25 protein-coding genes are annotated in these 25646 nt (G+C 64.5%); 11 read left to right on the forward strand and 14 right to left on the reverse strand.

The features are described 5' to 3' along the window. Window positions 1–182: 182 nt before the first annotated feature. From EOD29_RS09775 to hisS, 5 genes are all read right to left on the reverse strand, one after another. Entirely contained in the window at window positions 183–797 is a 615-nt protein-coding gene (locus tag EOD29_RS09775) for a poly-gamma-glutamate hydrolase family protein (protein WP_067327382.1), read from the reverse strand. Window positions 798–877: 80 nt separating this feature from the next. Next, window positions 878–2644, reverse strand: a complete 1767-nt coding sequence (locus EOD29_RS09780) for an AMP-binding protein (RefSeq protein ID WP_127246564.1) — start codon at window positions 2642–2644, stop codon at window positions 878–880. 70 nt (window positions 2645–2714) lie between these two features. Further along, complete coding sequence (hisG, locus tag EOD29_RS09785; protein WP_127246565.1) at window positions 2715–3413, reverse strand: ATP phosphoribosyltransferase; 699 nt, start codon at window positions 3411–3413, stop codon at window positions 2715–2717. Then, window positions 3410–4531: an ATP phosphoribosyltransferase regulatory subunit gene (locus EOD29_RS09790; RefSeq protein ID WP_127246566.1), complete on the reverse strand. Its 1122-nt coding sequence runs from the start codon at window positions 4529–4531 to the stop codon at window positions 3410–3412. Before EOD29_RS09790 ends, hisG begins: the two co-directional genes overlap by 4 nt. 174 nt (window positions 4532–4705) lie before the next feature. Next, window positions 4706–6208 carry a histidine--tRNA ligase gene (gene hisS, locus EOD29_RS09795; protein ID WP_127246567.1) on the reverse strand — a complete coding sequence of 501 codons (1503 nt, stop codon included), beginning with the start codon at window positions 6206–6208 and terminating at the stop codon, window positions 4706–4708. A 228-nt stretch (window positions 6209–6436) separates the two neighbouring features. Here hisS and EOD29_RS09800 point away from each other — a divergent pair, with 228 nt between their 5' ends. Beyond that, window positions 6437–6673: a hypothetical protein gene (locus EOD29_RS09800; protein ID WP_127246568.1), complete on the forward strand. Its 237-nt coding sequence runs from the start codon at window positions 6437–6439 to the stop codon at window positions 6671–6673. Window positions 6674–6798: 125 nt separating this feature from the next. On the opposite strand, the gene EOD29_RS09805 is transcribed toward EOD29_RS09800, so the two are convergent. Beyond that, window positions 6799–7437 carry a DNA-3-methyladenine glycosylase I gene (locus tag EOD29_RS09805; protein WP_127246569.1) on the reverse strand — a complete coding sequence of 213 codons (639 nt, stop codon included), beginning with the start codon at window positions 7435–7437 and terminating at the stop codon, window positions 6799–6801. 215 nt (window positions 7438–7652) lie between these two features. On the opposite strand from EOD29_RS09805, the gene EOD29_RS09810 reads away from it, so the two are divergent. Continuing rightward, on the forward strand, window positions 7653–8393 hold the full coding sequence (locus EOD29_RS09810; protein ID WP_095776375.1) for a L,D-transpeptidase: 741 nt from the start codon (window positions 7653–7655) through the stop codon (window positions 8391–8393). A gap of 340 nt (window positions 8394–8733) precedes the next feature. Then, window positions 8734–9654: a bifunctional 5,10-methylenetetrahydrofolate dehydrogenase/5,10-methenyltetrahydrofolate cyclohydrolase gene (locus EOD29_RS09815; protein WP_095781901.1), complete on the forward strand. Its 921-nt coding sequence runs from the start codon at window positions 8734–8736 to the stop codon at window positions 9652–9654. Here the strand turns inward: EOD29_RS09815 and glcF are convergent, their stop codons facing one another. The 5 genes from glcF to EOD29_RS09840 all read right to left on the reverse strand — a co-directional run bounded on the left by glcF (window position 9655) and on the right by EOD29_RS09840 (window position 15856). After that, on the reverse strand, window positions 9655–10980 hold the full coding sequence (gene glcF / locus EOD29_RS09820; protein ID WP_127246570.1) for a glycolate oxidase subunit GlcF: 1326 nt from the start codon (window positions 10978–10980) through the stop codon (window positions 9655–9657). It lies immediately after the preceding gene. A gap of 69 nt (window positions 10981–11049) precedes the next feature. Then, window positions 11050–11439 (reverse strand): DUF4870 domain-containing protein, encoded by a 390-nt coding sequence (locus EOD29_RS09825; RefSeq protein ID WP_095801080.1) that lies wholly within the window; start codon window positions 11437–11439, stop codon window positions 11050–11052. Then, entirely contained in the window at window positions 11436–12692 is a 1257-nt protein-coding gene (locus tag EOD29_RS09830; RefSeq protein ID WP_127246571.1) for an FAD-binding protein, read from the reverse strand. The genes EOD29_RS09825 and EOD29_RS09830 overlap by 4 nt, the downstream gene beginning before the upstream one ends. Window positions 12693–12756: 64 nt before the next feature. After that, window positions 12757–14253 carry an FAD-linked oxidase C-terminal domain-containing protein gene (locus EOD29_RS09835; RefSeq protein WP_127246572.1) on the reverse strand — a complete coding sequence of 499 codons (1497 nt, stop codon included), beginning with the start codon at window positions 14251–14253 and terminating at the stop codon, window positions 12757–12759. A 286-nt stretch (window positions 14254–14539) separates the two neighbouring features. Then, complete coding sequence (locus EOD29_RS09840) at window positions 14540–15856, reverse strand: DUF3422 family protein (RefSeq protein WP_127246573.1); 1317 nt, start codon at window positions 15854–15856, stop codon at window positions 14540–14542. Between the two features lie 208 nt (window positions 15857–16064). On the opposite strand from EOD29_RS09840, the gene EOD29_RS09845 reads away from it, so the two are divergent. From EOD29_RS09845 to EOD29_RS09855, 3 genes are read left to right on the forward strand one after another with little or no spacing between them, the layout of a single operon-like run. Next, window positions 16065–16868, forward strand: coding sequence for an FCD domain-containing protein (locus EOD29_RS09845; RefSeq protein WP_067327345.1), 804 nt, complete (start codon window positions 16065–16067; stop codon window positions 16866–16868). Between the two features lie 23 nt (window positions 16869–16891). Then, window positions 16892–18028 (forward strand): alpha-hydroxy acid oxidase, encoded by a 1137-nt coding sequence (locus tag EOD29_RS09850; RefSeq protein ID WP_127246574.1) that lies wholly within the window; start codon window positions 16892–16894, stop codon window positions 18026–18028. 59 nt (window positions 18029–18087) lie between these two features. Then, the gene (locus EOD29_RS09855; protein WP_067327338.1) at window positions 18088–18864 is read left to right on the forward strand and encodes a metallophosphoesterase family protein; all 777 of its coding nucleotides are present in this window, start codon (window positions 18088–18090) and stop codon (window positions 18862–18864) included. Window positions 18865–18910: 46 nt separating this feature from the next. Here EOD29_RS09855 and EOD29_RS37835 read toward each other — a convergent pair whose 3' ends face one another. Both EOD29_RS37835 and EOD29_RS09865 read right to left on the reverse strand, forming a co-directional pair. Beyond that, a complete protein-coding gene (locus tag EOD29_RS37835; protein ID WP_275955501.1) occupies window positions 18911–19042 on the reverse strand; it encodes a hypothetical protein in 132 nt (43 codons plus the stop codon). A gap of 288 nt (window positions 19043–19330) precedes the next feature. Further along, the gene (locus EOD29_RS09865; RefSeq protein WP_067327335.1) at window positions 19331–20029 is read right to left on the reverse strand and encodes a type 1 glutamine amidotransferase; all 699 of its coding nucleotides are present in this window, start codon (window positions 20027–20029) and stop codon (window positions 19331–19333) included. A gap of 88 nt (window positions 20030–20117) precedes the next feature. Between EOD29_RS09865 and EOD29_RS09870 the strand changes: the two genes are divergently transcribed. From EOD29_RS09870 to EOD29_RS09885, 4 genes are all read left to right on the forward strand, one after another. Further along, on the forward strand, window positions 20118–20765 hold the full coding sequence (locus EOD29_RS09870; protein ID WP_067327332.1) for a hypothetical protein: 648 nt from the start codon (window positions 20118–20120) through the stop codon (window positions 20763–20765). A gap of 31 nt (window positions 20766–20796) precedes the next feature. Next, entirely contained in the window at window positions 20797–21531 is a 735-nt protein-coding gene (locus tag EOD29_RS09875; RefSeq protein WP_127246636.1) for a 16S rRNA (uracil(1498)-N(3))-methyltransferase, read from the forward strand. Between the two features lie 105 nt (window positions 21532–21636). Next, on the forward strand, window positions 21637–23010 hold the full coding sequence (locus EOD29_RS09880; protein ID WP_127240019.1) for a glutamate--cysteine ligase: 1374 nt from the start codon (window positions 21637–21639) through the stop codon (window positions 23008–23010). A 100-nt stretch (window positions 23011–23110) separates the two neighbouring features. Further along, window positions 23111–23995, forward strand: coding sequence for a DUF937 domain-containing protein (locus EOD29_RS09885; protein ID WP_127246575.1), 885 nt, complete (start codon window positions 23111–23113; stop codon window positions 23993–23995). Window positions 23996–24159: 164 nt separating this feature from the next. On the opposite strand, the gene EOD29_RS09890 is transcribed toward EOD29_RS09885, so the two are convergent. Continuing rightward, window positions 24160–24450: a DUF1127 domain-containing protein gene (locus EOD29_RS09890; RefSeq protein ID WP_095801090.1), complete on the reverse strand. Its 291-nt coding sequence runs from the start codon at window positions 24448–24450 to the stop codon at window positions 24160–24162. Window positions 24451–24686: 236 nt separating this feature from the next. Between EOD29_RS09890 and EOD29_RS09895 the strand changes: the two genes are divergently transcribed. Continuing rightward, window positions 24687–25643 (forward strand): LysR substrate-binding domain-containing protein, encoded by a 957-nt coding sequence (locus EOD29_RS09895; RefSeq protein WP_066989268.1) that lies wholly within the window; start codon window positions 24687–24689, stop codon window positions 25641–25643. Window positions 25644–25646: the final 3 nt, after the last annotated feature.

A 25646-nucleotide genomic window follows, 5' to 3' on the forward strand; every position in this document is an offset into this window, starting at 1 on the left:
GATCCGCTGCTGCCGAGGATGCTCGAGGAGTTGCGGCGCCGGCTGTTCCAGCGCACCGAAACCTCGAGATGCCGTGGTCTACGCCGTTTCCCGCCCCGGCAATGACCAACCTCAAAGCATCCGCGCCAGGACTTTACGCGTGCGTGACGTGCTCCCCCTTGCCGGTCTAGGGTGAGGCGGCTTTAGGAAACGATCGAACGGCTTCTGGCATCGACGGTGTCAATCGCCTTGCGAACCGCCGTGCAGAATTTTCGCAAAAGTTCCGGTTCGTTCCCCAGCCGCTGGCGCAGGGAGAATGGTATCTCCAGCTGCGCTCCTTTGCCGGTCAATCCGCGATTGACGATGTTCAAATCGCCGATGCCTGGAAAAATATGGTTGTCCTTTTTTGTATTGAAGCCGGCTTCCTGAAGACGTCCAACTAACTCTGTAATCAGCGCAGCATCCTTGCCGCCCAAATAGACTGTCAAGGGATCGTCCCGATCCTGGCGACCATGGATAGCAACGACAATCGACTTCGCCCGCACCAAGTCGAGCGCGGATTCCTCGTCAAAGTTATTTGACGTTATGTGCAACTCGCGATTGTTGTGCGGCATCAGTCCTTCAAAGCAATACAGATCCAGATCGCTCCCTGCCACCGTCTCGGCAATCAGGGAGGTGCGGGGCTCGATCTTCCCACCGTGCGGGGCGAGGACGATCGCATTGCCGGTTCGAGCGCCACGCCGCACGACGATGCGATAGTCCACGTTTTCGATTTTGGCGGCCTTCAGCGCCGCGAAATTTGGGAACTCGTTGTCCATAATCCCATCCAAACGCGTGGTCGGCAGTTGCGCTTCGAGCGCGTTTTGCGAAGGCTGAATATTTCCGGATCAATCCCGCCTCACGCCGTCTTCTGCGCCACCAGCCCCAGTTCCTCCACCATTGCCTCGCGCATCAGGAATTTCTGCGGCTTGCCGGTCACCGTCATCGGCAGCTCGGTGCGGAAGCGGATGTAGCGCGGCACCTTGTAATGCGCGATCTGGCCGCTGCAGAAGGCCTTGATCTCCTCAGCGGTGGCGATCTGGCCGGGCTTCAGCACGATCCAGGCGCAGATCTCCTCGCCATATTTGTCGTCGGGAATGCCGAAGACCTGCACTTCCTTGATCTTGGGGTGGCGGTAGAGGAATTCCTCGACCTCGCGCGGATAGACGTTCTCGCCGCCGCGGATGACCATGTCCTTCACCCGGCCGACAATGTTGCAGTAGCCCTCCGCGTCGATCGTCGCGAGGTCGCCGGTGTGCATCCAGCCGTCCGCGTCGATCGCCTCGCGGGTCTTTTCCGCGTCGTCCCAATAGCCCTTCATCACCGAATAGCCGCGCGTGCAGAGCTCGCCCGGCTCGCCGACCGGGACGGTGGCGCCATCGGCGCCGATCGCCTTGACCTCGACATGCGGATGGATGCGGCCGACCGTGGAGACGCGTTTTTCCAGCGGGTCGTCGACGCTGCTCTGGAAAGAAACCGGACTGGTCTCGGTCATGCCATAGGCAATGGTCACTTGCGCCATATGCATCAGCGACACCACCTTCTTCATCACCTCTATCGGGCATGGCGAGCCGGCCATGATGCCGGTGCGCAGGCTGGAGAGGTCGAAGCTAGAGAAATCGGCATGATCGAGCATGGCGACGAACATGGTCGGCACGCCGTAAAGGCCGGTGCAACGTTCCTGCGCGATGGCTCTGAGCGTCGCGCCCGCGTCAAAACCTTCGCCCGGGAAGACCATCGTGGCGCCTTTTGTGACGCAGCCCATCGTGCCCATCGACATGCCGAAGCAATGATAGAGCGGCACAGGGATGCAGAGCCGGTCGTCGACGGTGAGCTCGATCGCCGAGGTGACGAAGCTGCCGTTGTTGACGATGTTCGAATGGGTGAGGGTCGCGCCCTTCGGCGCGCCCGTCGTTCCGCTGGTGAACTGAATGTTGATGGCGTCGCCGGGCTTCAGGCTTTCGGAGATGCGATCGAGGCTGTCATGCTCGTCGCGTCCGGCCATTGCGAGCACATCGCCGAAATTGAACATGCCGGGCGAGTTGTCCTCGCCCATGCGGATGACGATCTTCAGCGATGGCAGCTTCTTTGCCTCGAGCTTGCCGGGCTCGGCCTTGGCGATCTCCGGCGCCAGCGTCTCGATCATGCCGAGATAGTCGGAGGTCTTGAAGCTGACCGCCGTGACCAGCGCCTTGCAACCGACCTTGTTGAGCGCATATTCCAGCTCGCTGAGCCGGTAGGCCGGGTTGATGTTGACCAGGATCAGGCCGATGCGCGCGGTGGCGAACTGCGTCACCACCCATTCCCAGCGGTTGGGCGACCAGATGCCGACGCGATCGCCCTTCTCCAGGCCGAGCGCCAGGAAGCCGGCGGCCAGCGCGTCGACCGCATCCGACAGCTCGCTCCAGGTGAAGCGCTTGTCTTGGCCGACGAAGACGGCGGCATCGAGCGTGGCGTATCTGCTCACCGTATCGGAGAACAGTTCCGGAATGGTTTTGTCGAGCAACGGCGTCGAACGGTCGCCCGAGACATGCGCCCTGCCGTCCATCGGAGCAATGAAGGTGCCATGCGTTCCGCGCCCGCGCAGATTGGTGGCGTTCATGAGCTCGTCGAGTTTGATCGCCATCGCCGTCACCTCCCGGGATGAGCCAGCCTATCAGCCTGCCGGGACGGTGGAAACCCGCCGAAGGTATGGGTTAAGCGACCAGCGCAGCCATCTTCGTGGCGATGCCACGCAACTGTGCCTCATCGGCCGCGTCGCGGACCTTCCTGGAAGCAACGAGACAGGCTTGCGACTTCAGGATTATTCCATCGCCCAGCACCTTGAGATGGTTGGCGCGCAGCGTCGAGCCGGTGGTGGTGATGTCGACGATGACGTCGGCAAGGCCGGCAGCCGGTGCGCCTTCGGTGGCGCCGAGGCTTTCGACGATGCGGTAGACCTGGATGCCGTGCTTCAGCGAAAAGAACTGCTGCGTCAGCCGCCAGTATTTGGTAGCGATCCTGAGCCGCCGGCCATGACGCTGGCGGAAATCGGCGGCGACATCGTCGAGATCGGCCATGGTATCGACGTCGAGCCAGATATCCGGCACCGCCACCACGACATCGGCATGACCGAAGCCGAGACGGGCGACGATCTCGGCGCGCGCTTCCCAGCCCGCGAGGTTTTCGCGCAGCAGATCCTCGCCGGTGATGCCGAGATCGACCGCGCCCTGGCCGATCTCGCCGGCGATCTCGGACGCCGAGAGGAAGGCCACCTCGACATTGTCGAGGCCGTCGATACGGGCGCGGTATTTGCGGTCGTCCTCGGGCAGAGTGACCGCCAGTCCGGCCTTGGCCAGGACTTCAAGCGCCTGCTCCTTGAGACGGCCCTTGGATGGGATCGCCAGCGTGATCATCGCGTGGGCTCCCGTAATGCTTCGATGCGGTCGAGCCACACCGAGAAGCCGACGCCGGGGATAGGCTTCTTCGCGCCGAGCAGCGTCAGCAGCCGATCGTAACGACCGCCGCCCACCAGCGGACGGTCGCTACCCCGGGCAGCAATCTCGAAGACGAGACCGGTATAGTAATCGAGCGGACGGCCGAAGGCGGCGTCATAGCGGATCTTTTCGACCGGCAGGCCATGCGCCGCGATCGCCTCGGCGCGGGCGGCGAAATTTTCGAGCGCCGCGCCAAGGGACAGGCCGGCAGCGGCGGCGAATTTTTCCAGCGCCTCAGTTGCTCCGCCCAGCGCGACGTCGATCTCGAGAAATCCTTTCAACGCCGAGAACGCCTCGTCGGACAGCCGCACGCTGCGCAGTTGCGCCTTCTCGATCAGCCGCCGCGCGATGTCGGCCGGGGCGCGGCCCGAGGAGGCCGACAGCCCGGCCTCTTCCATGCCGGCGGCGATATAAGCGGCGAGGCCGTCGGTATCGCTGTCGAGCACCAGCAAGGCCACCGGACCCGACAGCTGGCTGTTGCGCGGCGGATTGGCGAGGTCGGCAAGGGCCGCTTCCAGCATCGACGCCGAGCCGAAGGCGCGGGCGAGGCGCATGCGCCAGCCACGCGGCAGGCCGAGCGCGGCCAGCACCGCCTCGAACAAGGTCTGGTCGCCGAGCGTGATGGCGAGCGGCACGCTGGGCAGCACCAGCGAGAGCAGCGCGTGCGCGTCGGCCAGCGAGCGCGCGTCAGCGGCGGCGGTATCACGATCGCCGAGATCCTCGATGCCGGCCTGGAAGAACTCGTTGCCGCCCTCGCGGCGCTGTCGGAACACCTCGCCGAGATAGGAATAGCGCCGCGGAGTGCCGGCCTGGCTGGCGATGTGGTCAAGGCAAACCGGAATGGTGAATTCCGGTCTGAGGCACAGCGTCTTGCCGGTCTCGCTCTCGGTCAGGAAGATGCGGCGGCGCAGGTCTTCGCCCGCCATGTCGAGGAACGGATCGGCCGGCTGCAGCACGGCCACCTCGACCGCGTGGGTATCCCGGGCAGCGAAGAGTTTTGCGACGTCGGCGGCGATGGCGGGATAGCGGGAAGTCATAAAGCGCCACTTCCCCTTCTCCCCTTGTGGGAGAAGGTGGATTGGCGCGCAGCGCCAAGACGGATGAGGGGTGCTGGAAGGAATGAGACGCTGGCGCTCCCTGGAACACCCCTCATCCGACCGAGCTTCCCTCGGCCACCTTCTCCCACAAGGGGAGAAGGAGAGGTTGGCGCCCTACTTGCCACGTGCCCGCTCCTCGGCCTGCGCTGCCAGGATCTTCTTCACCTCGGAGAGCAGCTCGCTCTCCGCTACCGTCACCTGCGCCGGGCGCGCGGCGCGCCATTCCGCGTTATCGGTGATCTCGGCCGACAGGCGCGCGCCTTCGATCAGGTCCTTGATCTGCACCTCGCCCTTGACGCGCTCGTCGCCGCCCTGGATCACGGCGATCGGGCTGCCGCGACGGTCGGCATATTTCAGCTGCGCCTTCATACCGGCGCCGCCGAGATACATTTCCGAGCGAATGCCGGCGGCGCGCAGATCGGCGACCATCTTCTGGTAGCGGCCGAGGCTTTCCGTATCCTTATCCATGACCAGGACGACGACCGGCGCAATGACGTCGGAAGTGTCGAGCTTGCCGAGGTTCTTCAGCGCCGTCATTAGCCGCGAGACGCCGATCGAGAAGCCGGTCGCCGGTACCGGCTCGCCGCGGAAACGCGAGACCAGCCCGTCATAGCGGCCGCCGCCGCCGACCGAGCCGAAGCGCACGATCTGGCCGTCCTCGTTGGGGATCTCGGCCAGCAGCTCGGCCTCGAAGACCGGGCCGGTGTAATATTCGAGGCCGCGCACGACGGAGCGGTCCATCGCAATGCGGTCCTCGCCATATTCTGCAGCCCTGACCAGAGCTTCAATCGTTGCAAGTTCGCCGACGCCTTCCTGATACACAGCGTTGGCACCGACGCTGGAATCCTGGCCAGCCTGGCCGTTCCTTGCCGTTGCGAGAAGAACCGATTCGGCCTGCGCGTCGTTCAGCCCCGCGCCCTTTGCGAAATCGCCTTCGCCTTCCTTGCCGCCATCCCATCGGCCCGGGCCAAGCAGCAGCCTCACGCCTTCCGGGCCGAGCTTGTCCAGCTTGTCGATGGCGCGCAGCACCGTCAGCCTGCGCCCAGCATTCTCCTCACCGCCAAGCCCAATCGCCTCCAGCACACCGTCCAGCACCTTGCGGTTGTTGACGCGGATGACGTAGTCGCCGCGCTTGATGCCAAGCGCCTCCATCACGTCGGCCATCATCATCGCCATCTCGGCGTCGGCGGCGACGCCCGGCGTGCCGATCGTATCGGCGTCGAACTGCATGAACTGGCGGAAGCGGCCGGGGCCCGGCTTCTCGTTGCGGAACACCCAGCCGGACCGGTAGCTGCGATAGGGTTTCGGCAGGCGGTCGTAATTCTCGGCGACGAAACGCGCCGTCGGCGCCGTCAGGTCGTAGCGCAGCGACAGCCACTGGTCGTCATCGTCCTGGAACGAGAAGACGCCTTCGTTCGGGCGGTCCTGGTCGGGCAGGAATTTGCCCAAAGCATCGGTATATTCGATCATCGGCTGGTCGACCGGCTCGAAACCGTAAAGCTCATAGACCGAGCGTATAGTCGCCATCATCTTCTCGACGGCGCGAATGTCTTCTGCGCTGCGGTCGGCAAAACCGCGCGGCAGGCGCGCTTTCGTCTTTTCCGATTTGTCGGCCATGGATGGGTCTTTTCGCTATGTGAACGCTGACTTATTTCGAGCGGGCGTGTCCTAGACGATACCGCCTTGGGCGGCAAGGGTTGGCGCCTTCCCTTCTCCTTGTGCGAGAAGGAAAGGCCGTGCCTTCGAAACAAAACGGCGCCAAGAACGAAACAATTGCGTCACCAGCGCGGCATGCTGCCGACACATTCAAGGACCATAAAGCGCGCCGAAATAAGGGTTCGGGCCATGACGACCACGGAAGACATCATTGAGAGCAAGCCGGTTCCCAAGCTCCGGCCGGCCGACAGCGCCACCCCCAAGCCGGCGCAGCAGCCCACAGGGCCGTTCGGGGTCGTGGCGGAAGCCCACAAGCCGACGGTGCGCGACGCGCTGGTGACCGGACTGCTGGTGATCTACCCGGCCTTTGCCGCCGTGGCGGCCATCATCGCCGGGCTGTTTCTGACTAGCGCCGGTAGCCTCTGATCTTGCCCCACCCTCCAATCTGAGGACGCGTAGCGTCGGAGGCGAGAACTCGGTTTTGCGACCCGACCCGTGCCTTCGGCGCGACCTGCCCACAAGGGGGCCATAAGGGGCGGGTAGAGGTGACGCTATTTCGGTCTCTTGAACCTCTGCCGCTCGGCCTCCACCTCTGCCCGGCAGACACAGCCTTCGAGATGGTCGTTGACCAAGCCCATCGCTTGCATAAAGGCGTAGACGGTCGTCGGGCCGACGAAGCTCCAGCCGCGCTTCTTCAGTTCCTTCGAGATCCGGACCGAGACCGCCGTCGTCGGATTGGCGCGCAGATGGGCGAGGTCGACAACCGTCGGCCGCTCGTCAGGCCCCGGCTCGAACTTCCAGAACCAGGCGGCCAGCGAGCCGAATTCATCGGCCATTTCACGGGCGCGCCCGGCGTTGTTGATGGTCGAGACGATCTTGCCGCGATGGCGGATGATGCCGACATTGCCGAGCAGACGCTCGACATCCTTGTCGGTGAACGCCGCCACCTTGTCGAAGTCGAAATTGGCGAAAGCCTCGCGGAAATTCTCGCGCTTGCGCAGGATGGTCAGCCAGGAGAGACCAGACTGGAAACCTTCGAGGCAGATCTTTTCGAAGAGCCGGCGATCGTCCGCTACCGGCCGGCCCCATTCATGGTCGTGATAGTCCAGATAGTCCGGCAGATTGCCGTGCCAGAAGCAGCGCGCGATACCGTCGGGGCCATCGAGCAGGCCGGCATTTTCTTGTTCCATTGTTAGAAATCCGTCCGTTAATGCGCGCAAGCGTCGGTTTTACCGTGGCTTTACCAGATTCCTGAACCGGCCGGTAACCACACCACAAAGTTTACTGACAAGTCGGCATTTTACGCATTCCGATTCATGTTTTGCTTGCCGCTCAGCGCCAAGGATCGCCACGCCGAGGGCTCTTCCCTGCTCTTGGACGAGTTCGACGATCAAGGTGCGTTCCGATGAAGACAGCGTTCACTTTCGTGCTCGGCGCAGCCGCGGTGCTTGCCGCCGGCGCGACGACCTCTTTCGCCAATGACCGTTATGCCGACAGGCCGCCCGTGATAGTGAGCCCCGACCTTTCAGCGCCTTGGGTGCTGCAGCTCGGCCATGCGCCAGGGATCGTGCGCCCGAGCCGCCAGGCGACCCAGCAGCCGCTGCGGCGGCTTTTCCAGGCGCAGCCCGACCAGCAGCGCACCGCAGCCGTGCGGCAGCCTGCCAAGCGCATGGTGATGCGGCCACAGATCAACCCGATCTACCTGCCTCAGGAAGTCGCCTATGACGGGCCGCAGAAGCCGGGCACGATCGTCATCGATACCCACCAGAACTTCCTTTATCTGGTCGAGAAGGACGGCAAGGCGCGCCGTTACGGCGTCGGCACCGGCAAGCCCGGTTTCGAATGGTCGGGCACGCACAAGATCACCGACAAGAAAGTGTGGCCGGACTGGCGCCCGCCGGCGGCAATGATCGCCCGCGAGGCGGCCAAGGGCCGCTACCTGCCGACCTATCTGGCCGGCGGCATCGAGAACCCGCTCGGCGCGCGCGCGCTCTATCTCGGAACCACGGAATACCGCATCCACGGCACCAACCAGCCCTGGACGATCGGCGGCGCGGTGTCCTCCGGCTGCATCCGCATGCGCAACGAGGATGTTGTCGACCTCTACGAGCGCGTCAATGTCGGAACAACCGTCGAGGTGATATAGTAATTGCGAATCAGCCGGTTAGGCGGCGCTGAGCAGTTTTGGCGCTTGCTGTTGCCCTCAAGCCATAGCGCGCCTTTGATAGACATGCTTAGACTGGCATCGAGTTAACGGGGGACGGGCCGTGTGGGGATACGGCCAGTCACGAAAGGGCAGCACGGGAGACCGCGCTGCCCTTTTCGTTTCAAGCCCGTCAACGGGTCGCCCCGGAAGCAGCATGCTTCGCATTCGGGGCTGATTTCCCGGCGCACCTCTGCTATTGCAGCGCACAATCTTGGTTTTACGCAATTCCGGACGGAAAACCGCCCTTCTGGAGTTGCTCCAGAAGGCAGAGGTTCCACCTATGACCCGGTCCGACGACAGCCGCTATCTCAGGGGCGGTCCGGTCGCCCAGCGCATCATCGCTTCGGTACGCGAGGAAGCGGCCATCGCCACAGCGGAAGGCTTCCCGCCGAAGCTGGTCTCGATCACCGTCGGCGACACCGACGCGGTCGACGTCTATGTGCGCAACCAGCGCGCCAAGGCCGGGCTTGCCGGCATCGGCTTCGAGGAACGGCGCTTTGCCGCCGACATCACGGCGGGCGAGCTGGAAGCCGCCATTCACGGCCTCAACGCCGATCCGCGCGTCACCGGTATCATCATCCAGCGGCCGGTGCCGGCGCATATCCCGATCAAGACGCTGCAGGCGGCGGTGCACCCGCTGAAGGACGTCGAGGGCATGCATCCGGCCTCGATCGGCAACATCGTCTACAACCAGCTCGACCTCGCGCCCTGCACGGCGGCCGCATCGGTCGAACTGCTCAAAGAGACCGGCCTCGACCTGAAAGGCCTCGAGGTGGTGGTGGTCGGCCATTCCGAGATCGTCGGCAAGCCGATCGCCTTTCTGCTGATGAGCGAGGGTGCGACAGTGACGGTGTGCCATCACATGACGCGCTCGGTGGCGGCGCATGCGCGGCGCGCGGACGCGCTGTTCGTCGCCGTCGGCAGGCCGCGACTGATCAAGGCCGAGATGGTGAAGCCCGGCGCCTGCGTCATCGACATCGGCATCAATTCCGAGATCGGCCCGGACGGCGAGAGCCGCATCGTCGGCGATGTCGACACCGAGAGCGTCAAGGAGGTCGCCTCCTGGATCACGCCGGTGCCGGGCGGCGTCGGCCCGCTGACGGTGGCGATCCTGCTGCGCAACACCATGGTGGCGCTCAGCCGTCAGCGCGCGCTCTACCGCGCGACCTACGGTGTGGCGGACCAGCTGGCGGCTGAGTAGCTATTCCGCGCCACTCAGGCTGTTCTCGGAAACGCCATCGGGCTTCGGGCCGCCATAGGCCCAGTCGAGCAATTTTATCGTGTGCACCACCGGCAGCTTCGCCGCGGACGCGATCTGCGTGATGCAGCCTATATTGCCGGTGGCAACGATTTCGGCGCCGGTCGCCTCGATATTTTTCACCTTGCGGTTGCGCAGCTTGGCCGAAATGTCGGGCTGCAGGATGTTGTAGGTGCCGGCCGAGCCGCAGCAGAGATGCCCCTCGCGCGGCTCGCGCACGAGGAAGCCCGCCTTGGCCAAAAGCTCCTTCGGCTGACGGGTGATCTTCTGGCCGTGCTGCATCGAGCAGGCGGAATGATAGGCGACGATCGTGCCCGGCTTGCGCACCGGCTCAGGCAGGTCGAGGGCAGCGAGATATTCGGTGATATCCTTAGCCACCGCCGAGACACGAGCCGCCTTTTCCGCATAGGCCGGATCGAGACGCAGCATGAAGCCGTAATCCTTGATGGTGGTGCCGCAGCCGGACGCGGTGATGATGATGGTGTCGAGCCCGCCCTGGTCTATCGCGCGCGTCCAGGCGTCGACATTTTGCCTAGCCGACGCAAGAGCCTGATCCTCGCGGCCCATGTGGTGCACCAGCGCGCCGCAGCAGCCCTCGCCTTCCGGCACCACGACCTCGACGCCGAGCCGCGTCAGCAGCGAGACGGCCGCCTCGTTGATGGCGGGATCGAGCACCGACTGGGCGCAACCGGTGAGGATGGCGACGCGGCCGCGTTTCGTGCCCTGCCCCGCATGCACCCCGGGCGAGGCGATCGGCGATGCCGGCGGGGTCGACGACGGCGCAAGCTTCAGCATGGCGGCGAGCGGCTTCAGGGTCGGCAGCTTTTCCAACAGGCCGATGAGCGGCCGGCCGAGCTGGGCGAGCTTCAGCGCGGCGCGGAAGCGGCCCGGATAGGGCAGCACGAAAGCCAGCATGGCGCGGGTCAGCCGGTCGAGCAGCGGCCGTCTGTAGGTCTGCTCGATGTGGGCGCGGGCATGGTCGACCAGATGCATGTAATTCACGCCTGACGGGCATGTCGTCATGCAGGCAAGACAGGAGAGGCAGCGGTCGATATGGGTGACGATCTCCGTGTCCGCCGGCCGGCCGTTCTCCAGCATATCCTTGATGAGATAGATGCGGCCGCGCGGCGAATCCAACTCGTTGCCGAGCGTTACATAGGTCGGGCAAGTCGCGGTGCAGAAGCCGCAATGCACGCATTTGCGCAGGATCTTCTCCGATTCCGCGACATGCGGGTCAGCGAGCTGCGCGGCTGAAAAATTGGTCTGCACGAAAAATGTCCTTATCGTCTAAGCATGATCTTTTCCGCAAACCAATTTCCACTTTGCTGGATCATGCTCTCATTGACCGAGAAGCCAGCTTTGCGGGTCCCTGATCGGCTCGCCACGCTGCAGCGCCTGCAGGCCGAGAATGCAGCGGACGATGAACCAGACGGCAACCGCAAACATCAGCAGGAAGCCGATCGCGAGCATCATCAGGACCACCGAGATCAGCGCGTAGAGAAGGCCGATCCAGAACGTCCTGATCAGGAATGTGTAGTGGCTTTCGACATAGCCGCCCGCCTTGCCGCGATTGATGTAGGCAAGCACGAATCCGATAATGCCGGTGACGCCGACCACAAGGCTGGCGAGATAGAGAATGTAGATGACCAGCGCGTTGGTCTGGCCCGGCTCAAGCCAGCGATCGGTCTGGCGCGAGCCGCTGCCCGGGCCTGGATTGGCATTGCTCATGGTGCTGCTCCCTCCGTTGACTGAGGAAGAGTAGCAGAGCTGGAAGTAGGCGCCATGCGGCCGGGGTTGAGAATGTGCTTCGGGTCAAACTCGGCCTTGACCCGCGCGGAAAGCGCCGCCAGATGCGGCGGCTGCGGTTCGAAAACGGGGAGCGCCGCGCGATGCGAGGCAGACGCGCGCGCCAGCGTCGCGTGGCCGCCGCCATATTTGCGAATAAGACCGCGCAGCAGTTCCGCCTCTGGGTCGTCCTCGCGCATCGAAAGCCACACCAGCCCGCCCTGCCAATCATAGAAGGCGTCGACCGCCGCCTGCATGCGCAGCGCCATCACCATATGATGCGCCTCAGACGGCGGCATCGAGACGCGCCAGACCGGCCTTGCGGCACCATCGGCGAAGGGCGCGCAGTCGCGGATGTCGCGCCAGATCGCCTTCGACGCTTCGCCGGCAATTTCCTGCAGCGGGCCGGCCTTGCTGAGCAGGTTTCGCAATGCCTCGGTACGGTAGACGACCGAGGGGCCAAAGCCTTCGACGCGCAGCAGCGTCGCGGCATCGCTGCCGAGATGGCCGGCGGCGACCCGCGCGGCGATCCGCTCGGGCAGGTGCGCGGCGCTCGAGACCTCGGCGCTGGAGCCCAGCGCCAGCGCCATAGCCGCAACGGCAGCATCGTCGAGCAGGCCTCGAATGGCCAAAGTCACCTCCGTTTCCGCCGCCGGCAGCACCTTGAAGGTGACGTCGGTCAGCGCGGCGAGCGTGCCCCAGCTCCCCGCCATCAGCTTGGAAAGGTCGTAGCCGGTGACGTTCTTGACGACGCGGCCGCCCGACTTGAAGGCTTCGCCGCGGCCGGAAACCGCCGATATGCCGAGAATGTGGTCGCGTGCCGCACCCGCCTTGAGCCGGCGCGGACCGGATAGGTTGGAAGCCAGCACGCCGCCCAGCGTTCCCTTACCCGGCTCGCCGCCGAGCAGCGGCCCGTAATCCATCGGCTCGAAGGCGAATTGCTGGCCGTTCTCGGCAAGCAGTTTTTCGACTTCGGTGAGTGGCGTGCCGGCGCGTGCCGAAAGCACCAGCTCGGCCGGCTCGTAGAGCGTGACGCCGGTGAGCTTCGACAGGTCGAGCCTATGCTCGGTCTGCAGCGGCCGGCCAATGCCCCGCTTGGAGCCATGGCCGAGGATTTCGAGCGGGCTTTCCTCCGCGGTGGCCCATTGGATGGTGGAGAGGACTTCGGCGGGGCTGGATGGGGTGAAGGTGGTCATTGCAATCTCCGGTTCCTCGCCCCCGCGAAGCGGGGAGAGAAACCCAAGTTCTGGGACGTTCCCATCAAAACCTCGGAATGTCCGGAAACGCCACCTGACCCCGATGCACGTGCATGCGTCCGAGCTCGGCGCAGCGGCGGAGCTGCGGGAAGACCTTGCCGGGGTTGAGCAGGTGGCTGGGGTCGAAGGCGCATTTGACGCGCATTTGCTGGTCGAGATCGACTTGGTTGAACATTTCGGGCATCAGGTCGCGCTTCTCGACGCCGACGCCATGCTCGCCGGTGAGCACGCCGCCGACCTCGACACACAGCCGCAATATGTCGGCGCCGAAACTCTCGGCCTTGTCGAGCTCCCCCGGCACGTTGGCGTCGTAGAGGATCAGCGGGTGCAAATTGCCGTCGCCGGCGTGGAAGACATTGGCGACCCCCAACCCGTATTTTTCGGAGAGATCGCGCATGCCGGCGAGCACCCTCGGCAGCTCCTTGCGCGGGATGGTGCCGTCCATGCAGTAATAGTCGGGCGAGATGCGGCCGACGGCCGGGAAGGCCGCCTTGCGTCCGGCCCAGAAGCTCAGCCGCTCCTGCTCCGACTGCGATATCCGGCAGGTGGTCGAGCCATTGCGGTAAGCGATCGCCTCTACGAGACCGATCAGATGATCGACCTCGACGCTCGGCCCGTCGAGCTCGACGATCAGCAGCGCCTCGACATCGAGCGGATAGCCGGCATGGACGAAATCCTCGGCCGCGTGGATCGCCGGGCGATCCATCATCTCCATGCCGCCCGGGATGATGCCGGCGCCAATAATGTCGGCGACGCATTGGCCGCCCTGCTCGCTGGTCGGAAAGCCGATCAACAGCGCGCGTGCCGTCTCCGGCTTCTTCAGGATGCGCACCGTCACCTCGGTAACGACGCCGAGCAGGCCTTCCGAACCGGTCATGACGCCGAGCAGGTCATAGCCTTCCTGATCGAGATGGCTGCCGCCGAGCCGCACCACCTCGCCATTCATCAGCACCATCTGGATGCCCAGCACATTGTTGGCGGTAAGCCCGTATTTCAGGCAATGCACGCCGCCGGAATTTTCCGCGACATTGCCGCCGATCGAGCAGGCGATCTGGGAGGATGGATCGGGGGCGTAGTAAAAGCCCTCCTGCTCGACGGCGGTGGTGATGCCGAGATTGGTGACGCCCGGCTGGGCGACGACGACACGGTTCGGATAGTCGATCGCGAGGATGCGGTTGAAGCGGCTCATCACCAGAAGCACGGCATCTTCGAGCGGCAGCGCGCCGCCCGACAGCGACGTGCCGGAACCGCGCGGCACGACGCGGATGTTGCGCTCGTTGCAATATTTCAGCACGCGGGAGACCTGCGCCACCGTCTCGGGCAGCACGACGACGAGCGGCAGTTGGCGGTAGGCGGTCAGGCCGTCGCTCTCGAAGGCGCGCATCTCGGTGGCCGTGTCGACAACGCCCTCGCCCGGCACGATGATGCGCATGTCGGCGACGATCTCGGCGCGCTTGCGCAGCGTCCCGGCATCTGGCTTGGGCATGGCAAGGCCGGACATCGAAGCCTCCTCCACTCGACTGGTCAAAATCTTTTACCAGCCGGGAGCATTCCTTGCAAACGCTGCTTTGGTCGAAATCGGATGGCGAACGACGGCCGAGCTTTCGCAGCGGCAATCTGCCGCTGGCTTCTGCTCGCTTGAGGGACCCTCGAGGGGAGATGGCCGCGAAGCGGTCAGGGGTTCGCCTCACGTAACCGCCGGCTCGTCTGGCGTCGAGGAAGATCCTGGAGCTTCTCGCGCCGCGGCCCTCTGTTGTCTTCGGGAAATCTCCCGGTCGAGGGGAAGTTTACTCGCCCGGATGCTTGGCCGGCTCGGAGTGCATCTTGCGCACGCGGCGCACGCCCCACCAGACGAGCAGGATGGCGACCGGCACCGAAGCCGCGGTGACGACTTCCGGCGGGAAGGCATGGCCGAAGCTCGACGCGCCTTTGGCGACATAGCCGATGAGGCCGACGACATAATAAGAGACGGCAGCGACGGAGAGACCTTCGACCGTCTGCTGCAGGCGCAACTGCAGCCTGGCGCGATTGTTCATCGAGGCCAGCAGGTCGCGGTTCTGCTTCTCGACGTCGACATCGACCCAGGTGCGCAGCAACGTGGTGGCGCGGGTGAGTTTTCGGGAGAGGTTCGCCTGGCGCTCCTCCACCGAGCGGCAGGTTCGCATCGCCGGCGCCATGCGCCGTTGCAGGAAGCCTGCCCAGGTGTCGTAGCCCTGTACCGACTCCTCATCCAGCGCCTCCAACCGCTCGCTGACGATGCCGTCATAGGCGCGGCTGGCGCCGAAACGGTAGAGGCTGGATGCCGCATCGGCCTCCAATTCGGCTGCAAGTTCGGTGAGGTCGGCGAGCAAGGTCTGGCTGTCGCGGGTCTCGGCCGCCTTCATTTCAAGCGTCGTCTGCGCCAGCCGGTCCTCGATGCGGCGGGCGCGGCCAGACAGCGTCAGCGCCAGCGGCAGGCCAAGCATGGCAAGCGTCCGGTAGGTCTCAATGTCGATCAGCCGTTGCGACAAGGCGCCGGTGCTCGCCGGCGTCAGGCCGCGGTCGAGCACCAGCATGCGGGTCAGCCCGTCGCCATCCTGGCGAAAGTCCGTGACGATGGCCGCCGCACCGCGCTCGACCAGCGAATAGCAGAGGCTGGTCGGATCGAAGCCGGCGATCAGCTTCTCGCTCGCCTGCGTCCATTTGCGGATTTCGAGCCGGATGCCGGAAATCACCGTTCCCGGCGGCGAGAAGCCGTTGCCGAAGGGCGAATCCTCCTGGCTCCGGCTGCTTTCGGCCAGCGGCCCTTCCCAGAGATAGGTCGAGAACTCCGTATGCCGTTCCCAGCGCAAGGTGCCCTTGCCCCATTTCATGGCATGGTGGCGGGCATGGCGTTCGGGCGCTGCGATGCCCAAGCGCCGCGACAGGTCCGACAGCACGGCAAGGTCGACGGCCGAGCCGCCTTCGGTCATGAAGGAGAGTTGGATGAGCACGCGCGGCTTCTCGACCAGCGGGTGCGGACGAGCATGGACCTCGCCTAGCGCGCCGGGGCGACCCTCATGGGCCGGAAAGCCCATGACGCTGCCCTGGGCACGCGGCTGGAATTCGAGATTGGCGTCCGACACGGCTGGTCCCCCTGGTTTCGACCCTTCGTGCAATCGCGTTGTCTTGCGGCAATCGGCAGGGGCCGTAAACAGCAAATTTCAGCTGCAGCCGATTCACAGAGCCGCCGGGGAGTCGACCTGATTCGGCGAATTGGATAAATAATTTGACCAGTTGGCGACGGAGGCTTAGATCTGCGTGACATCCATTCCGTTTCCAGGCGCGCTTCCATTGAGCGATATCTTCTCCAGGATCGAGCATTCGCGCACCGCCGACGAGGTGGTGCAGCAGATCGAGAGCCTGATCCTCGAGGGCGTGCTGCGCACCGGCGACCGGCTGCCGGGCGAGCGCGAGCTGGCGCGTCAGTTCGACGTGTCGCGGCCGATCCTGCGCGACGCGCTGAAGGCGCTGGAAGGACGCGGGCTGCTGACCACCAGACCGGGCGGCGGCACGCATGTCGCCGACGTCATCGGCCAGCTTTTCACCAAGCCGGTGACCGATCTGATCTCGATGCACCGCAAGGCGGTGACCGACTATCTGGAATACCGGCGCGAGGTCGAGGCAATCGCGGCCGAATACGCGGCGCGGCGAGCGACGCCCGAGGATCTGGCGCTGCTCGACCGCATCATGGCGCGCATGGACGAGGCGCACCGTACCGGCGACTTCGACGACGAGGCGGAAATCGACGTCGAATTCCACCACGCGGTCTGCGAATGCGCGCACAACATCATCCTCCTGCACACGCTGCGCTCCTGCTACCGGCTGCTCTCCGAGGGCGTGTTCCAGAACCGGTTGCTGGTCTTCACCGTGCCCGGCGCGCGCGAGGCGTTGCTTGAGCAGCACCGGGCAATCCACGCCGCGATCAAGGCGGCGGATCCTGCCGCAGCCCGCAAGGCGGCGATGGACCACATTACCTATGTCGAGCGCTCCATGGCTGAGGCCGAGCGCAGCGGCGACTGGCAGCGCGTGTCACGGCTGAGGCTCAGGCAGCGCTCGGAAGCCGGCGACATCGAGCCGACACGCAAACGCTCCTAAGCACTGATCACGCGGGGACTACCATGAGCGACATCCTCACCATCGCCGACCTCAAGGACATGGCGCGCCGCAAGGTGCCGAAGATGTTCTTCGACTATGCCGATTCCGGCGCCTGGACGGAGAGCACCTACCGCGCCAACGAGGAGGACTTCGGCAAGATAAAATTCCGCCAGCGCGTGCTGGTCGACATGAGCAACCGCTCGCTGGAATCGACCATGATCGGTGAGAAGGTGGCGATGCCGGTGGCGTTGGCACCGACCGGGCTGACCGGCATGCAGCATGCCGACGGCGAGATGCTCGCGGCGCAGGCGGCTGAGGAATTCGGCGTGCCGTTCACGCTCTCGACCATGAGCATCTGTTCGATCGAGGATGTCGCCTCGGTGACCAAGAAGCCGTTCTGGTTCCAACTCTACGTGCTGCGCGACAAGGATTTCGTCGTCGATCTCATCGGCCGCGCTAAGGCGGCGAAATGCTCGGCGCTGGTGCTGACGCTCGACCTGCAGATCCTCGGTCAGCGTCACAAGGACGTGCGCAACGGGCTGTCGGCACCGCCCAAGATGACGCTCGCCAACATTATCGATCTCGCCCTCAAGCCGCGCTGGTGCCTGGGGATAGCGGGCACGCCGCGCCGCACCTTCCGCAACATCGTCGGCCACGCCAAGGGTGTCGGCGACGTTTCTTCGCTGTCGTCCTGGACGACGGAGCAGTTCGACCCGCAGCTGTCCTGGAAGGATGTCGCCTGGATCAAGGAGCGCTGGGGCGGCAAGCTGATCCTGAAGGGCATCCTCGACAAGGAGGATGCGTTGATGGCGGCCGAGACGGGAGCCGACGCGATCATCGTGTCCAATCATGGCGGGCGGCAGCTCGACGGCGCCGCCTCCTCGATCTCAGTGCTGGAAGAGATCGCCGACGCTGTCGGCGATCGGATCGAGGTGCATATGGATGGCGGCATTCGCTCGGGTCAGGACGTGCTCAAGGCGCTCTGCCTCGGCGCCAGGGGCACCTATATCGGCCGGCCGTTCCTTTACGGACTCGGCGCGATGGGCAAGGCGGGCGTCACCAAGGCGCTGGAGATCATCCGCAAGGAGATGGACATCACGCTGGCGCTGTGCGGTAAGCGTCTGGTAACCGACATGGGCAAGGACCAGCTGCGGCGCTAGGGGCTTATTCACCGATCCGCCCTAGTTTCCCGTGATGACAGACACGGGAAGACGTCGCCTTGACTGAAGCCGGCATCCACTATCTCGACGCGCGCGGGCCGAAAGGCATACGCATCTATGCCATCGGCGACGTGCATGGCCGTCATGACCTGCTCGCCGCCATGCACAGCCGGATAGCAAGCGATCTGGAGTACGGACCAAAGTCCGATTGGCGCATCATCCATCTCGGCGATTATGTCGACCGCGGACCGGACTCGAGGAACGTCATCGAATTCCTAATCGAGGCGCGGAGCCGTGATCCCCGCAACATCATGCTTGCCGGCAACCATGACATCGGCATGCTCGATTTCCTTGCCAAACCCGATCCGGAGGGTCTGTTCATGCGCTATGGCGGCGTCCAGACGGCGGCGTCATACGGGGTGAAGCTCTCGACCGGCAGCAGCTGGTTCGGCAGGTCGGACGAGGCGCTGGCGCACGGACACGCGGCCTTGGTCGAAGCAGTGCCGCAAGCCCATGTCGACTTCCTGCGCTCGCTGTCTTTTTCAGCGTGCTTCGGCGACTTCTTCTTCTGCCATGCCGGCATCCGGCCGGGGGTGCCGCTCGAAAGCCAGAACGAGCAGGACCTGATCTGGATTCGCGACGTCTTCCACAATTACCCGGGGCTGTATCCCAAAGTGATCGTGCACGGGCATACGCCGGTGCCGGACGTCGAGGTGATGGCCAACCGCGTCAATCTCGACACGCTCGCCTGGCAGGCGGGAACGCTCAGCGCACTTGCCGTCGACGGCGCTGAAAAGCGCATTCTGACGGTCGAGGGAATGGCGTTCTGGCCATGACCCCAAGTGTGGGATCAGCTTTCCGTTTGTCGGGAAGGATCAGGCTCTAGCGAAGCGCGGCGGTGACGCCGTAGCCGTCGACGGCCTGGTGATTGTTTGCAGCGTCGGCAGAATAAATGCCGAGGCCGCACACGACGATGGCAGACAGCATTACAAAGGACAAAAGCGCTGCTTTCACGGACGTCATCTCTGGTTGAGCTTTCTGCATCTGTGCACGAGGCGGTTACCAATGCGTTGAAACGATAAAATGCGTCTCAATGTTTCGACGATTTCGCGCTTCTAAGCAGATTCTGTATCGCCGGTGTGTCGCTTGGATCACACAACAGGTTCATCGCGGTTGCACGGACGATACAGAGGGCGCCCTCTTAGGCGGGCGGCCGGACACAAACCAAGAATGAAGTGCGTTTTCCCCAGGCGGAACTGCCGCCGCGTGCCAATTATGTCACGCTCCGCGGCGGTGCGACGGTCAGATCGTCGCCACCCAGGCACGCGCGATCGCGAGCCCTGCGGCGTCGGCGTGCGGTCCGTTGCTAGCCATCTCGTAGTCGAGCCTGCCGGTCCAGTCGGGATGGCGCTCGGCGATCAGCGCCGCGAAGGAGGTGCTCCAGTCGCGGACCAGCGGGCGATCCGCCTCGAAATGGAACTGGAAGCCATAGACGGCGCGGCCAATACGAAAAGCCTGGTTCGCCGCGACATCATTGCCCGCAAGCCGCACGGCCTTCTCGGGTAGGTCGAACGTATCGTCGTGCCATTGGAAAGTCGGGAACTTTTCCGGCAAGGCGCCGAGAACAGGGTCGTGCTTGGCTTCGGCCGTCAGCGACACCCCGCACCAGCCGAATTCAACCGCACCGCCGATGTGGTTGTCGGCGCCAAAGGCGCGGGCGACGAGCTGGCCGCCGAGGCAGATGCCAAGCACCGATCGGTCCTTGCCGGCGAAATCGCGCGTCAATTCGAGCAAGGCGGGAAAATAGGGATAGTCGTCGTCGGCCAGCGCATTCTGCCCCCCGCCCAGAACCACCATGGCATCGTGACCGTTCGCGTCCCGGGGCAGCGGATCGCCTTGGTAGGGGCGGCGCAAGTCAAGCTCGGCGCCAGCCTCCGCGAGAGCGGCGCCGACTTGGCCGAGGCCGGTATTGTCGTAGTTCTGGACCACCAGCACCCGCATCCCCGAATCCCTGCTGACATGAAAATGACGGTGGGAGCGATATCATGCCGCCTCGGTTTCAGCCAAGCCGCGCGCCGGAGAGAAAGCTATGCCACTGCAGAACCGGGTCGATCCGTTCGGCGTCATCCATGCCGTGCCCGAGCGCGGCCTCTTCACCGGTAATCGCGGTATCATCCATGACCCCGAGACTAAAACGCTTCTGAGGAAGCGTTGGGCGCTGCCGGCCTGGATCATCTGCGTCTGCCAATTCCGCGGCGTGCGACGCGAGCCGATGGGCCGCAATCGGCCTGGAGGAAAGGCCGGCTGGACCGAGCTGTTCTTTCTCGACGAGGTGACGGCGCTCGCGGCCGGGCACCGGCCCTGCTTCTTCTGCCGGCGCGCGCGGGCAGCCGATTTCGTGCGGCGCTTCGGCGAGGTCTTCGGCATTGCCGAACCGCGCGCGCCGATGGTCGACAAGCGGCTGCACAAGGAGCGGCTGGCCTCCGGCGGGCGTCCGCCGACCGTCTCATCGGACGAACTCGCCGGTTTGCCGGATGGAGCAGTCGTGGCCGAGGGTGAGACCGCCTACGCGCTCCGCGCCGGCAAGGCGCTCGAATGGTCCTTCGCAGGCTATGCCGAGCCCTTCTTGTTCAATCGCCTCGCCGGGCGATCGCTGCGACTGCTCACGCCTGCCACAAGTGTTTCGGTGCTGAGACATGGTTACGCGCCGGTCTGGCATCCGTCCGCCGATACTTGACGACAACCCGCGCCTCGCCCATTGCTCGGCCATGCGCGCCAACTACAAAATGCAGCGGCTGTTCGTGCCGGACGATCTCGGACCGGGCTTCGAATTCGATGCTGGACAGCAGCAGAGCCACTATCTCGCGCATGTGATGCGGCTCGGCGAAGGCGCGGAGGTCCTGCTCTTCAACGGCCGCGACGGCGAGTGGTCGGCTTCGATCGCCGCCAAGACCAAGAAAGCCGTGCGGCTCAAGGTGCTTACCCTGCAGCGGCCGCAGCCGCCGCTGCCCGATCTTGTCTATTGCTTCGCCCCGCTGAAGCAGGGCCGGCTCGACTATCTGGTGCAGAAAGCGGTCGAAATGGGCGCCGGCATCCTGCAACCGGTCTTCACTCAGCACACACAAGTGGCCAAGCCTGGCATTGATCGGCTGCGCGCCAATGTCGTCGAAGCGGCCGAGCAATGCGGCATCCTGGCGGTGCCAAAGGTGTGCGAAGCAGAGAAGCTGGAGCGGCTGCTCGGCGGCTGGGACAAGGAACGGCGGCTGATCTTCTGCGACGAGGATGCCTCGACCAACAATCCACTGCCAGCCTTGCAGAAGGTAAGCGAGAAGAAACTCGCGCTGCTGGTGGGGCCGGAGGGCGGCTTTTCCGATGACGAGCGCAGGATGCTGCGGGCGCTGCCCTTCGTCAGCGCCATTCCGCTCGGGCCGCGCATCCTGCGCGCCGACACGGCGGCGGTCGCGGCGCTCGCGGTGATGCAGGCGACGATCGGCGACTGGTGATCAAATCCAGTTGAGGCGTGGCTCAGGATTTTTCGCTTGATCGGCTACTGACATTTCGTCCATCTAGCGCCCGGCGGCTAGCTGACGGCTGCGGAGGGCTTTCTTATGGCGCGCGACACAACTGATATCCAGCCCATCGAAGGCATCGACGAACTCGTCGGCTATCTGGCGGCGGGCAACAAGCCGCGCGACAAATGGCGGATCGGCACCGAGCACGAGAAGTTTCCCTTCTATGTCGATGGCAACGCGCCGGTGCCCTATGGCGGCGAGCGCGGCATCCGCGCCATCCTGGAAGGCATGCAGGAAAAGCTCGGCTGGGATCCGATCATGGATGCCGGCCGCATCATCGGCCTGGTCGAGCCGACCGGCCAGGGCGCGATCTCGCTGGAGCCGGGCGGGCAGTTCGAGCTCTCCGGCGCGCCGCTGGAGACGATCCACCAGATCTGCCGCGAGGGCAACGCGCATCTGGCGCAGGTGCGCGAGATCGCCGAGCCGCTCGGCATCCGCTTCCTCGGCCTCGGCGGCAGCCCAAAATGGTCGCTTGCCGAAACGCCGAAAATGCCGAAGTCGCGCTACGAGATCATGACTCGCTACATGCCGAAGGTCGGCTCCAAGGGCCTCGACATGATGTATCGCACCTGCACGATCCAGGTGAATCTCGACTTCGAAAGCGAATTTGACATGCGCCGCAAGATGCAGGTGTCGCTGAAGCTGCAGCCGCTGTCGACGGCGCTGTTCGCCAATTCGCCCTTCACCGAGAGCCGGCCGAACGGGCTGCAGAGCTGGCGCGGCGACATTTGGCGCGACACCGACAACCAGCGCTCCGGCATGCTCGAATTCTGCTTCGCGCCGGATTTCGGGTTTGCCGACTATGTCGAATGGGCGCTCGACGTGCCGATGTATTTCGTCATCCGCGACGGGCAGTATCACGACATGACGCGCTACACCTTCCGCCAGTTCATGGCGGGTGCCGCGCGCACGCAAGTGCCCGACGGCCTGCCGACGATGGGCGACTGGGCGAACCACCTCTCCACCCTCTTCCCCGATGTGCGGCTGAAGCGCTTCCTCGAGATGCGGGGCGCCGACGGCGGACCGTGGCGGCGCATCTGCGCGCTGCCGGCTTTCTGGGTCGGCCTGCTCTATGACGAGCAGGCACTCGACGCCGCGGAGACGCTGACCTCGAGCTGGACCTACGAAGAAGCGCTGGCGATGCGCAACGCCGTGCCGGAGCACGGGATTTCGGCGCCATTCCGCAACGCCACCTTGCGCGAGGTTGCCCGCGACGTGCTGGCCATCGCCCGCACGGGTCTGAAGAACCGCGCCAAGAAGAACCGCGACGGCTATGACGAGACCTCGTTCCTCAACACGCTCGACGAGGTCGTGGCGCGCGGCACCACCAGCGCCGAGGAGATGCTTTCGGCATATCACACGCGCTGGGGCGGCTCGATCGAGCCGGTGTTCATGGAATATGCCTACTGACCGTTCGCCGGCCACCTGAGCCGTGGCTCGGCAAAAGCTGCTTCAATCGGTGATGGAAACGCAATAGGCTCCTCCGTGAGGATATTGCGGAGGAGATCTCATGCCTTCCCTGTTCGATATTTTTTTGCAAGCCCAGAACGGCGCCGGCATGCAGGCGCTGGCGCAGCAGTTTGGCCTTTCGATGCAGCAGGCGCAGGCCGCGGTGCAGGCGCTGCTGCCGGCCTTCTCACAGGGGCTTCAGCGCAACACCGCCGATCCCTATGGAATGGGTGCTTTCATGACGGCGATGGCGAGCGGCCAGCACGCCAAGTATTTCGAGGACGCAACCCGGGCCTTCACGCCGCAAGGCATCGATGAAGGCAACGGCATTCTCGGCCATCTGTTCGGCTCGAAGGACCTGTCACGCGCTGTCGCGGCCCAGGCCGCGCAGGCGACCGGCCTTAGCCAGCAGGTGCTGCAGCAGATGCTGCCGGCGATGGCGTCGATGATGATGGGCGGATTGTTCAAGCAGACCAACAGCCAGATGCAGGCCGCCGGCGGCTTCGGTGGCGGCGGCAATCCTTTTGGCGAGATCATCGAGGAGATGATGCGGCAGGCGGGAGGCGGCGCACAGGCCCCGCAGCCGGCGCCAAATCCCTATGGCGACAATCCGCTCGGCAAGGTGCTGCAAGACATGTTCGGCGGCGGCGCCCAACAGCCGCAAAGCCAACCGCAGCAGGCGCCGAACCCTTACGGCGACAATCCGCTGGGCAAGATGTTCGAGGAAATGCTGCGGCAAGGCGGCGGTTTCGGCACGCCAGACGGACAGCAGGCGCCGCAGCAATCCCAGCCGCAGTCGCAAACCAATCCGAGCGGCCGGCCGAGAAATCCATTCGACGACATCTTCGGCAGGATGTTCGAGAGCGGCGCGCAGCAGCGCGAGGAATATCAGAAGGGCATGGAGACGATCTTCGACCAGTTCAAGCGCGGGATGGACCGACGGTAGGGCGCTCAACTCAAAAGAAAAATGCCCGGTCCTGGAGGGGAACCGGGCAATGTGCAGGCAGGCCGGCGGGGAACCGGCAGGGAGTGTGGGAGCCTGCATGAAACTTGGTCGCGCCGAGCCCTCGAAAGGTTCAGCGCGAGCGCAAACGCAGCCGGCGAAGCCGCTCAGGCGACCTTGCGGGCGAGGTCCTCGATCATATCGACGCGCTCTTCTGCGATTGCGCGCAGCTTCACCGTCGGATCGCGGCCGAAAGGCACGCTGACCGCGACGTGGAGGTCGGCGCGGGTCAGGCCGATGTCGGCAAGCTCGGCATCCGACATCTCGCCAAGGCGATAAAAGGCGCGGCGGTTTTTCCAGGCGCGGAAGGCATCGGCGACCGCATTGAGCACGCGGGTCGCAACGGCCGGACGCGTGGTGATGCGCGGGGTCTCGGAGGCGAATTCGATCGTGGTCATGTCAGTCTCTCCTTCGGAGTCGTGCAGACGAAACCATGCAATCGGCGCCTGGGAGGAGCGCCGTTGCGGTCTCGATACAGTTAACGTGACGCATGTCGTTGCCCCCCAACACGGGGGCCACTTTTGGGCGACATGCTGTGCCTTCATGTGGACAATGGCAATTTGCCACGCCGCGATTGATTAATCCAACGAATGTTTCTAATCTTTAGCATCAACACGAATGATGGATTGGACCGATGAAAGCGCCGCTCGATCTCGATCAGTTGCAGACCTTCATCTCGATTGCCGACACCGGCAGCTTCACGCGGGCTGCCGAGGAGGTGCACCGGACACAGTCTGCGGTGTCGATGCAGATGCGCCGTCTTGAGGAGCGGATCGGCAAGCCGCTGTTCGAAAAGGATGGTCGCACCAACAAGCTGACCGAGGAAGGCGACAGGCTGCTTTCCTATGCAAGGCGGCTGATCTACCTCAACCGCGAGACTTTGGCGGCCTTCGACGACCAGCGGCTCGAAGGCACGATACGGATCGGCACGCCGGATGACTATGCGGACCGCTTCCTGCCCGAGATCATGGCGCGCTTCTCGCGCTCCAACCCGCGTGTGGAACTCACCGTCATCTGCGAGCCGACGCCGGGCCTGGTCGAGCACATCAAGCGCGGCAATCTCGACCTCGCGCTGGTGACGCACAACGACACACGCGGCCAGTCGGAGGTGGTGCGGCGCGAGCCGCTTCTATGGGTCACCTCGGCCAATCATGCCACGCATGAGCAGGAAATCCTGCCGATGGCGTTCGGCCGGCCGAACTGCATCTGGCGGCGCGCGGCGGTCGACGTGCTCGACCGGCAGAACCGCGAATACCGCGTGCTCTTCTCCAGCTTCTCGGCGACCGTGATCACCGCCGCCGTGCTTTCCGGCCTCGCCATCTCGGTGCTGCCGGAATGCGCGCTCAGGCCCGGCATGCGCGTGCTCGGCGAGGCCGACGGGTTCGACGCGCTGCCGGATTGCCGCATCGGCATCATGCGCGGCCAGACCTCGCAGCCGGAGATCGTCGATGCTCTGGCCCGCCATATCGCGGAAAGCCTGGACAATATTTCCGTGCCGGTCAGCGAAGAGACGGGAAGCTTCGACTTCGCGGCACTCGCCTTCGCCAAGATGAAGCGGACCAAGGCAAACCAGATCCTGCCTGGATGGTAGGGG

The sequence above is a fragment of the Mesorhizobium sp. M1A.T.Ca.IN.004.03.1.1 genome, assembly GCF_003997555.1.
Lineage (GTDB): Bacteria > Pseudomonadota > Alphaproteobacteria > Rhizobiales > Rhizobiaceae > Mesorhizobium.

Bases quoted from the DNA above. Each gene is read 5' to 3' on its own strand.
- EOD29_RS09775 (WP_067327382.1), bottom strand. From the start codon at position 797: ATGGACAACGAGTTCCCAAATTTCGCGGCGCTGAAGGCCGCCAAAATC.
- EOD29_RS09780 (WP_127246564.1), bottom strand. From the start codon at position 2,644: ATGGCGATCAAACTCGACGAGCTCATGAACGCCACCAATCTGCGCGGG.
- hisG (WP_127246565.1), bottom strand. From the start codon at position 3,413: ATGATCACGCTGGCGATCCCATCCAAGGGCCGTCTCAAGGAGCAGGCG.
- EOD29_RS09790 (WP_127246566.1), bottom strand. From the start codon at position 4,531: ATGACTTCCCGCTATCCCGCCATCGCCGCCGACGTCGCAAAACTCTTC.
- hisS (WP_127246567.1), bottom strand. From the start codon at position 6,208: ATGGCCGACAAATCGGAAAAGACGAAAGCGCGCCTGCCGCGCGGTTTT.
- EOD29_RS09800 (WP_127246568.1), top strand. From the start codon at position 6,437: ATGACGACCACGGAAGACATCATTGAGAGCAAGCCGGTTCCCAAGCTC.
- EOD29_RS09805 (WP_127246569.1), bottom strand. From the start codon at position 7,437: ATGGAACAAGAAAATGCCGGCCTGCTCGATGGCCCCGACGGTATCGCG.
- EOD29_RS09810 (WP_095776375.1), top strand. From the start codon at position 7,653: ATGAAGACAGCGTTCACTTTCGTGCTCGGCGCAGCCGCGGTGCTTGCC.
- EOD29_RS09815 (WP_095781901.1), top strand. From the start codon at position 8,734: ATGACCCGGTCCGACGACAGCCGCTATCTCAGGGGCGGTCCGGTCGCC.
- EOD29_RS09825 (WP_095801080.1), bottom strand. From the start codon at position 11,439: ATGAGCAATGCCAATCCAGGCCCGGGCAGCGGCTCGCGCCAGACCGAT.
- EOD29_RS09830 (WP_127246571.1), bottom strand. From the start codon at position 12,692: ATGACCACCTTCACCCCATCCAGCCCCGCCGAAGTCCTCTCCACCATC.
- EOD29_RS09835 (WP_127246572.1), bottom strand. From the start codon at position 14,253: ATGTCCGGCCTTGCCATGCCCAAGCCAGATGCCGGGACGCTGCGCAAG.
- EOD29_RS09850 (WP_127246574.1), top strand. From the start codon at position 16,892: ATGAGCGACATCCTCACCATCGCCGACCTCAAGGACATGGCGCGCCGC.
- EOD29_RS09865 (WP_067327335.1), bottom strand. From the start codon at position 20,029: ATGCGGGTGCTGGTGGTCCAGAACTACGACAATACCGGCCTCGGCCAA.
- EOD29_RS09870 (WP_067327332.1), top strand. From the start codon at position 20,118: ATGCCACTGCAGAACCGGGTCGATCCGTTCGGCGTCATCCATGCCGTG.
- EOD29_RS09875 (WP_127246636.1), top strand. From the start codon at position 20,797: ATGCGCGCCAACTACAAAATGCAGCGGCTGTTCGTGCCGGACGATCTC.
- EOD29_RS09880 (WP_127240019.1), top strand. From the start codon at position 21,637: ATGGCGCGCGACACAACTGATATCCAGCCCATCGAAGGCATCGACGAA.
- EOD29_RS09885 (WP_127246575.1), top strand. From the start codon at position 23,111: ATGCCTTCCCTGTTCGATATTTTTTTGCAAGCCCAGAACGGCGCCGGC.
- EOD29_RS09890 (WP_095801090.1), bottom strand. From the start codon at position 24,450: ATGACCACGATCGAATTCGCCTCCGAGACCCCGCGCATCACCACGCGT.
- EOD29_RS09895 (WP_066989268.1), top strand. From the start codon at position 24,687: ATGAAAGCGCCGCTCGATCTCGATCAGTTGCAGACCTTCATCTCGATT.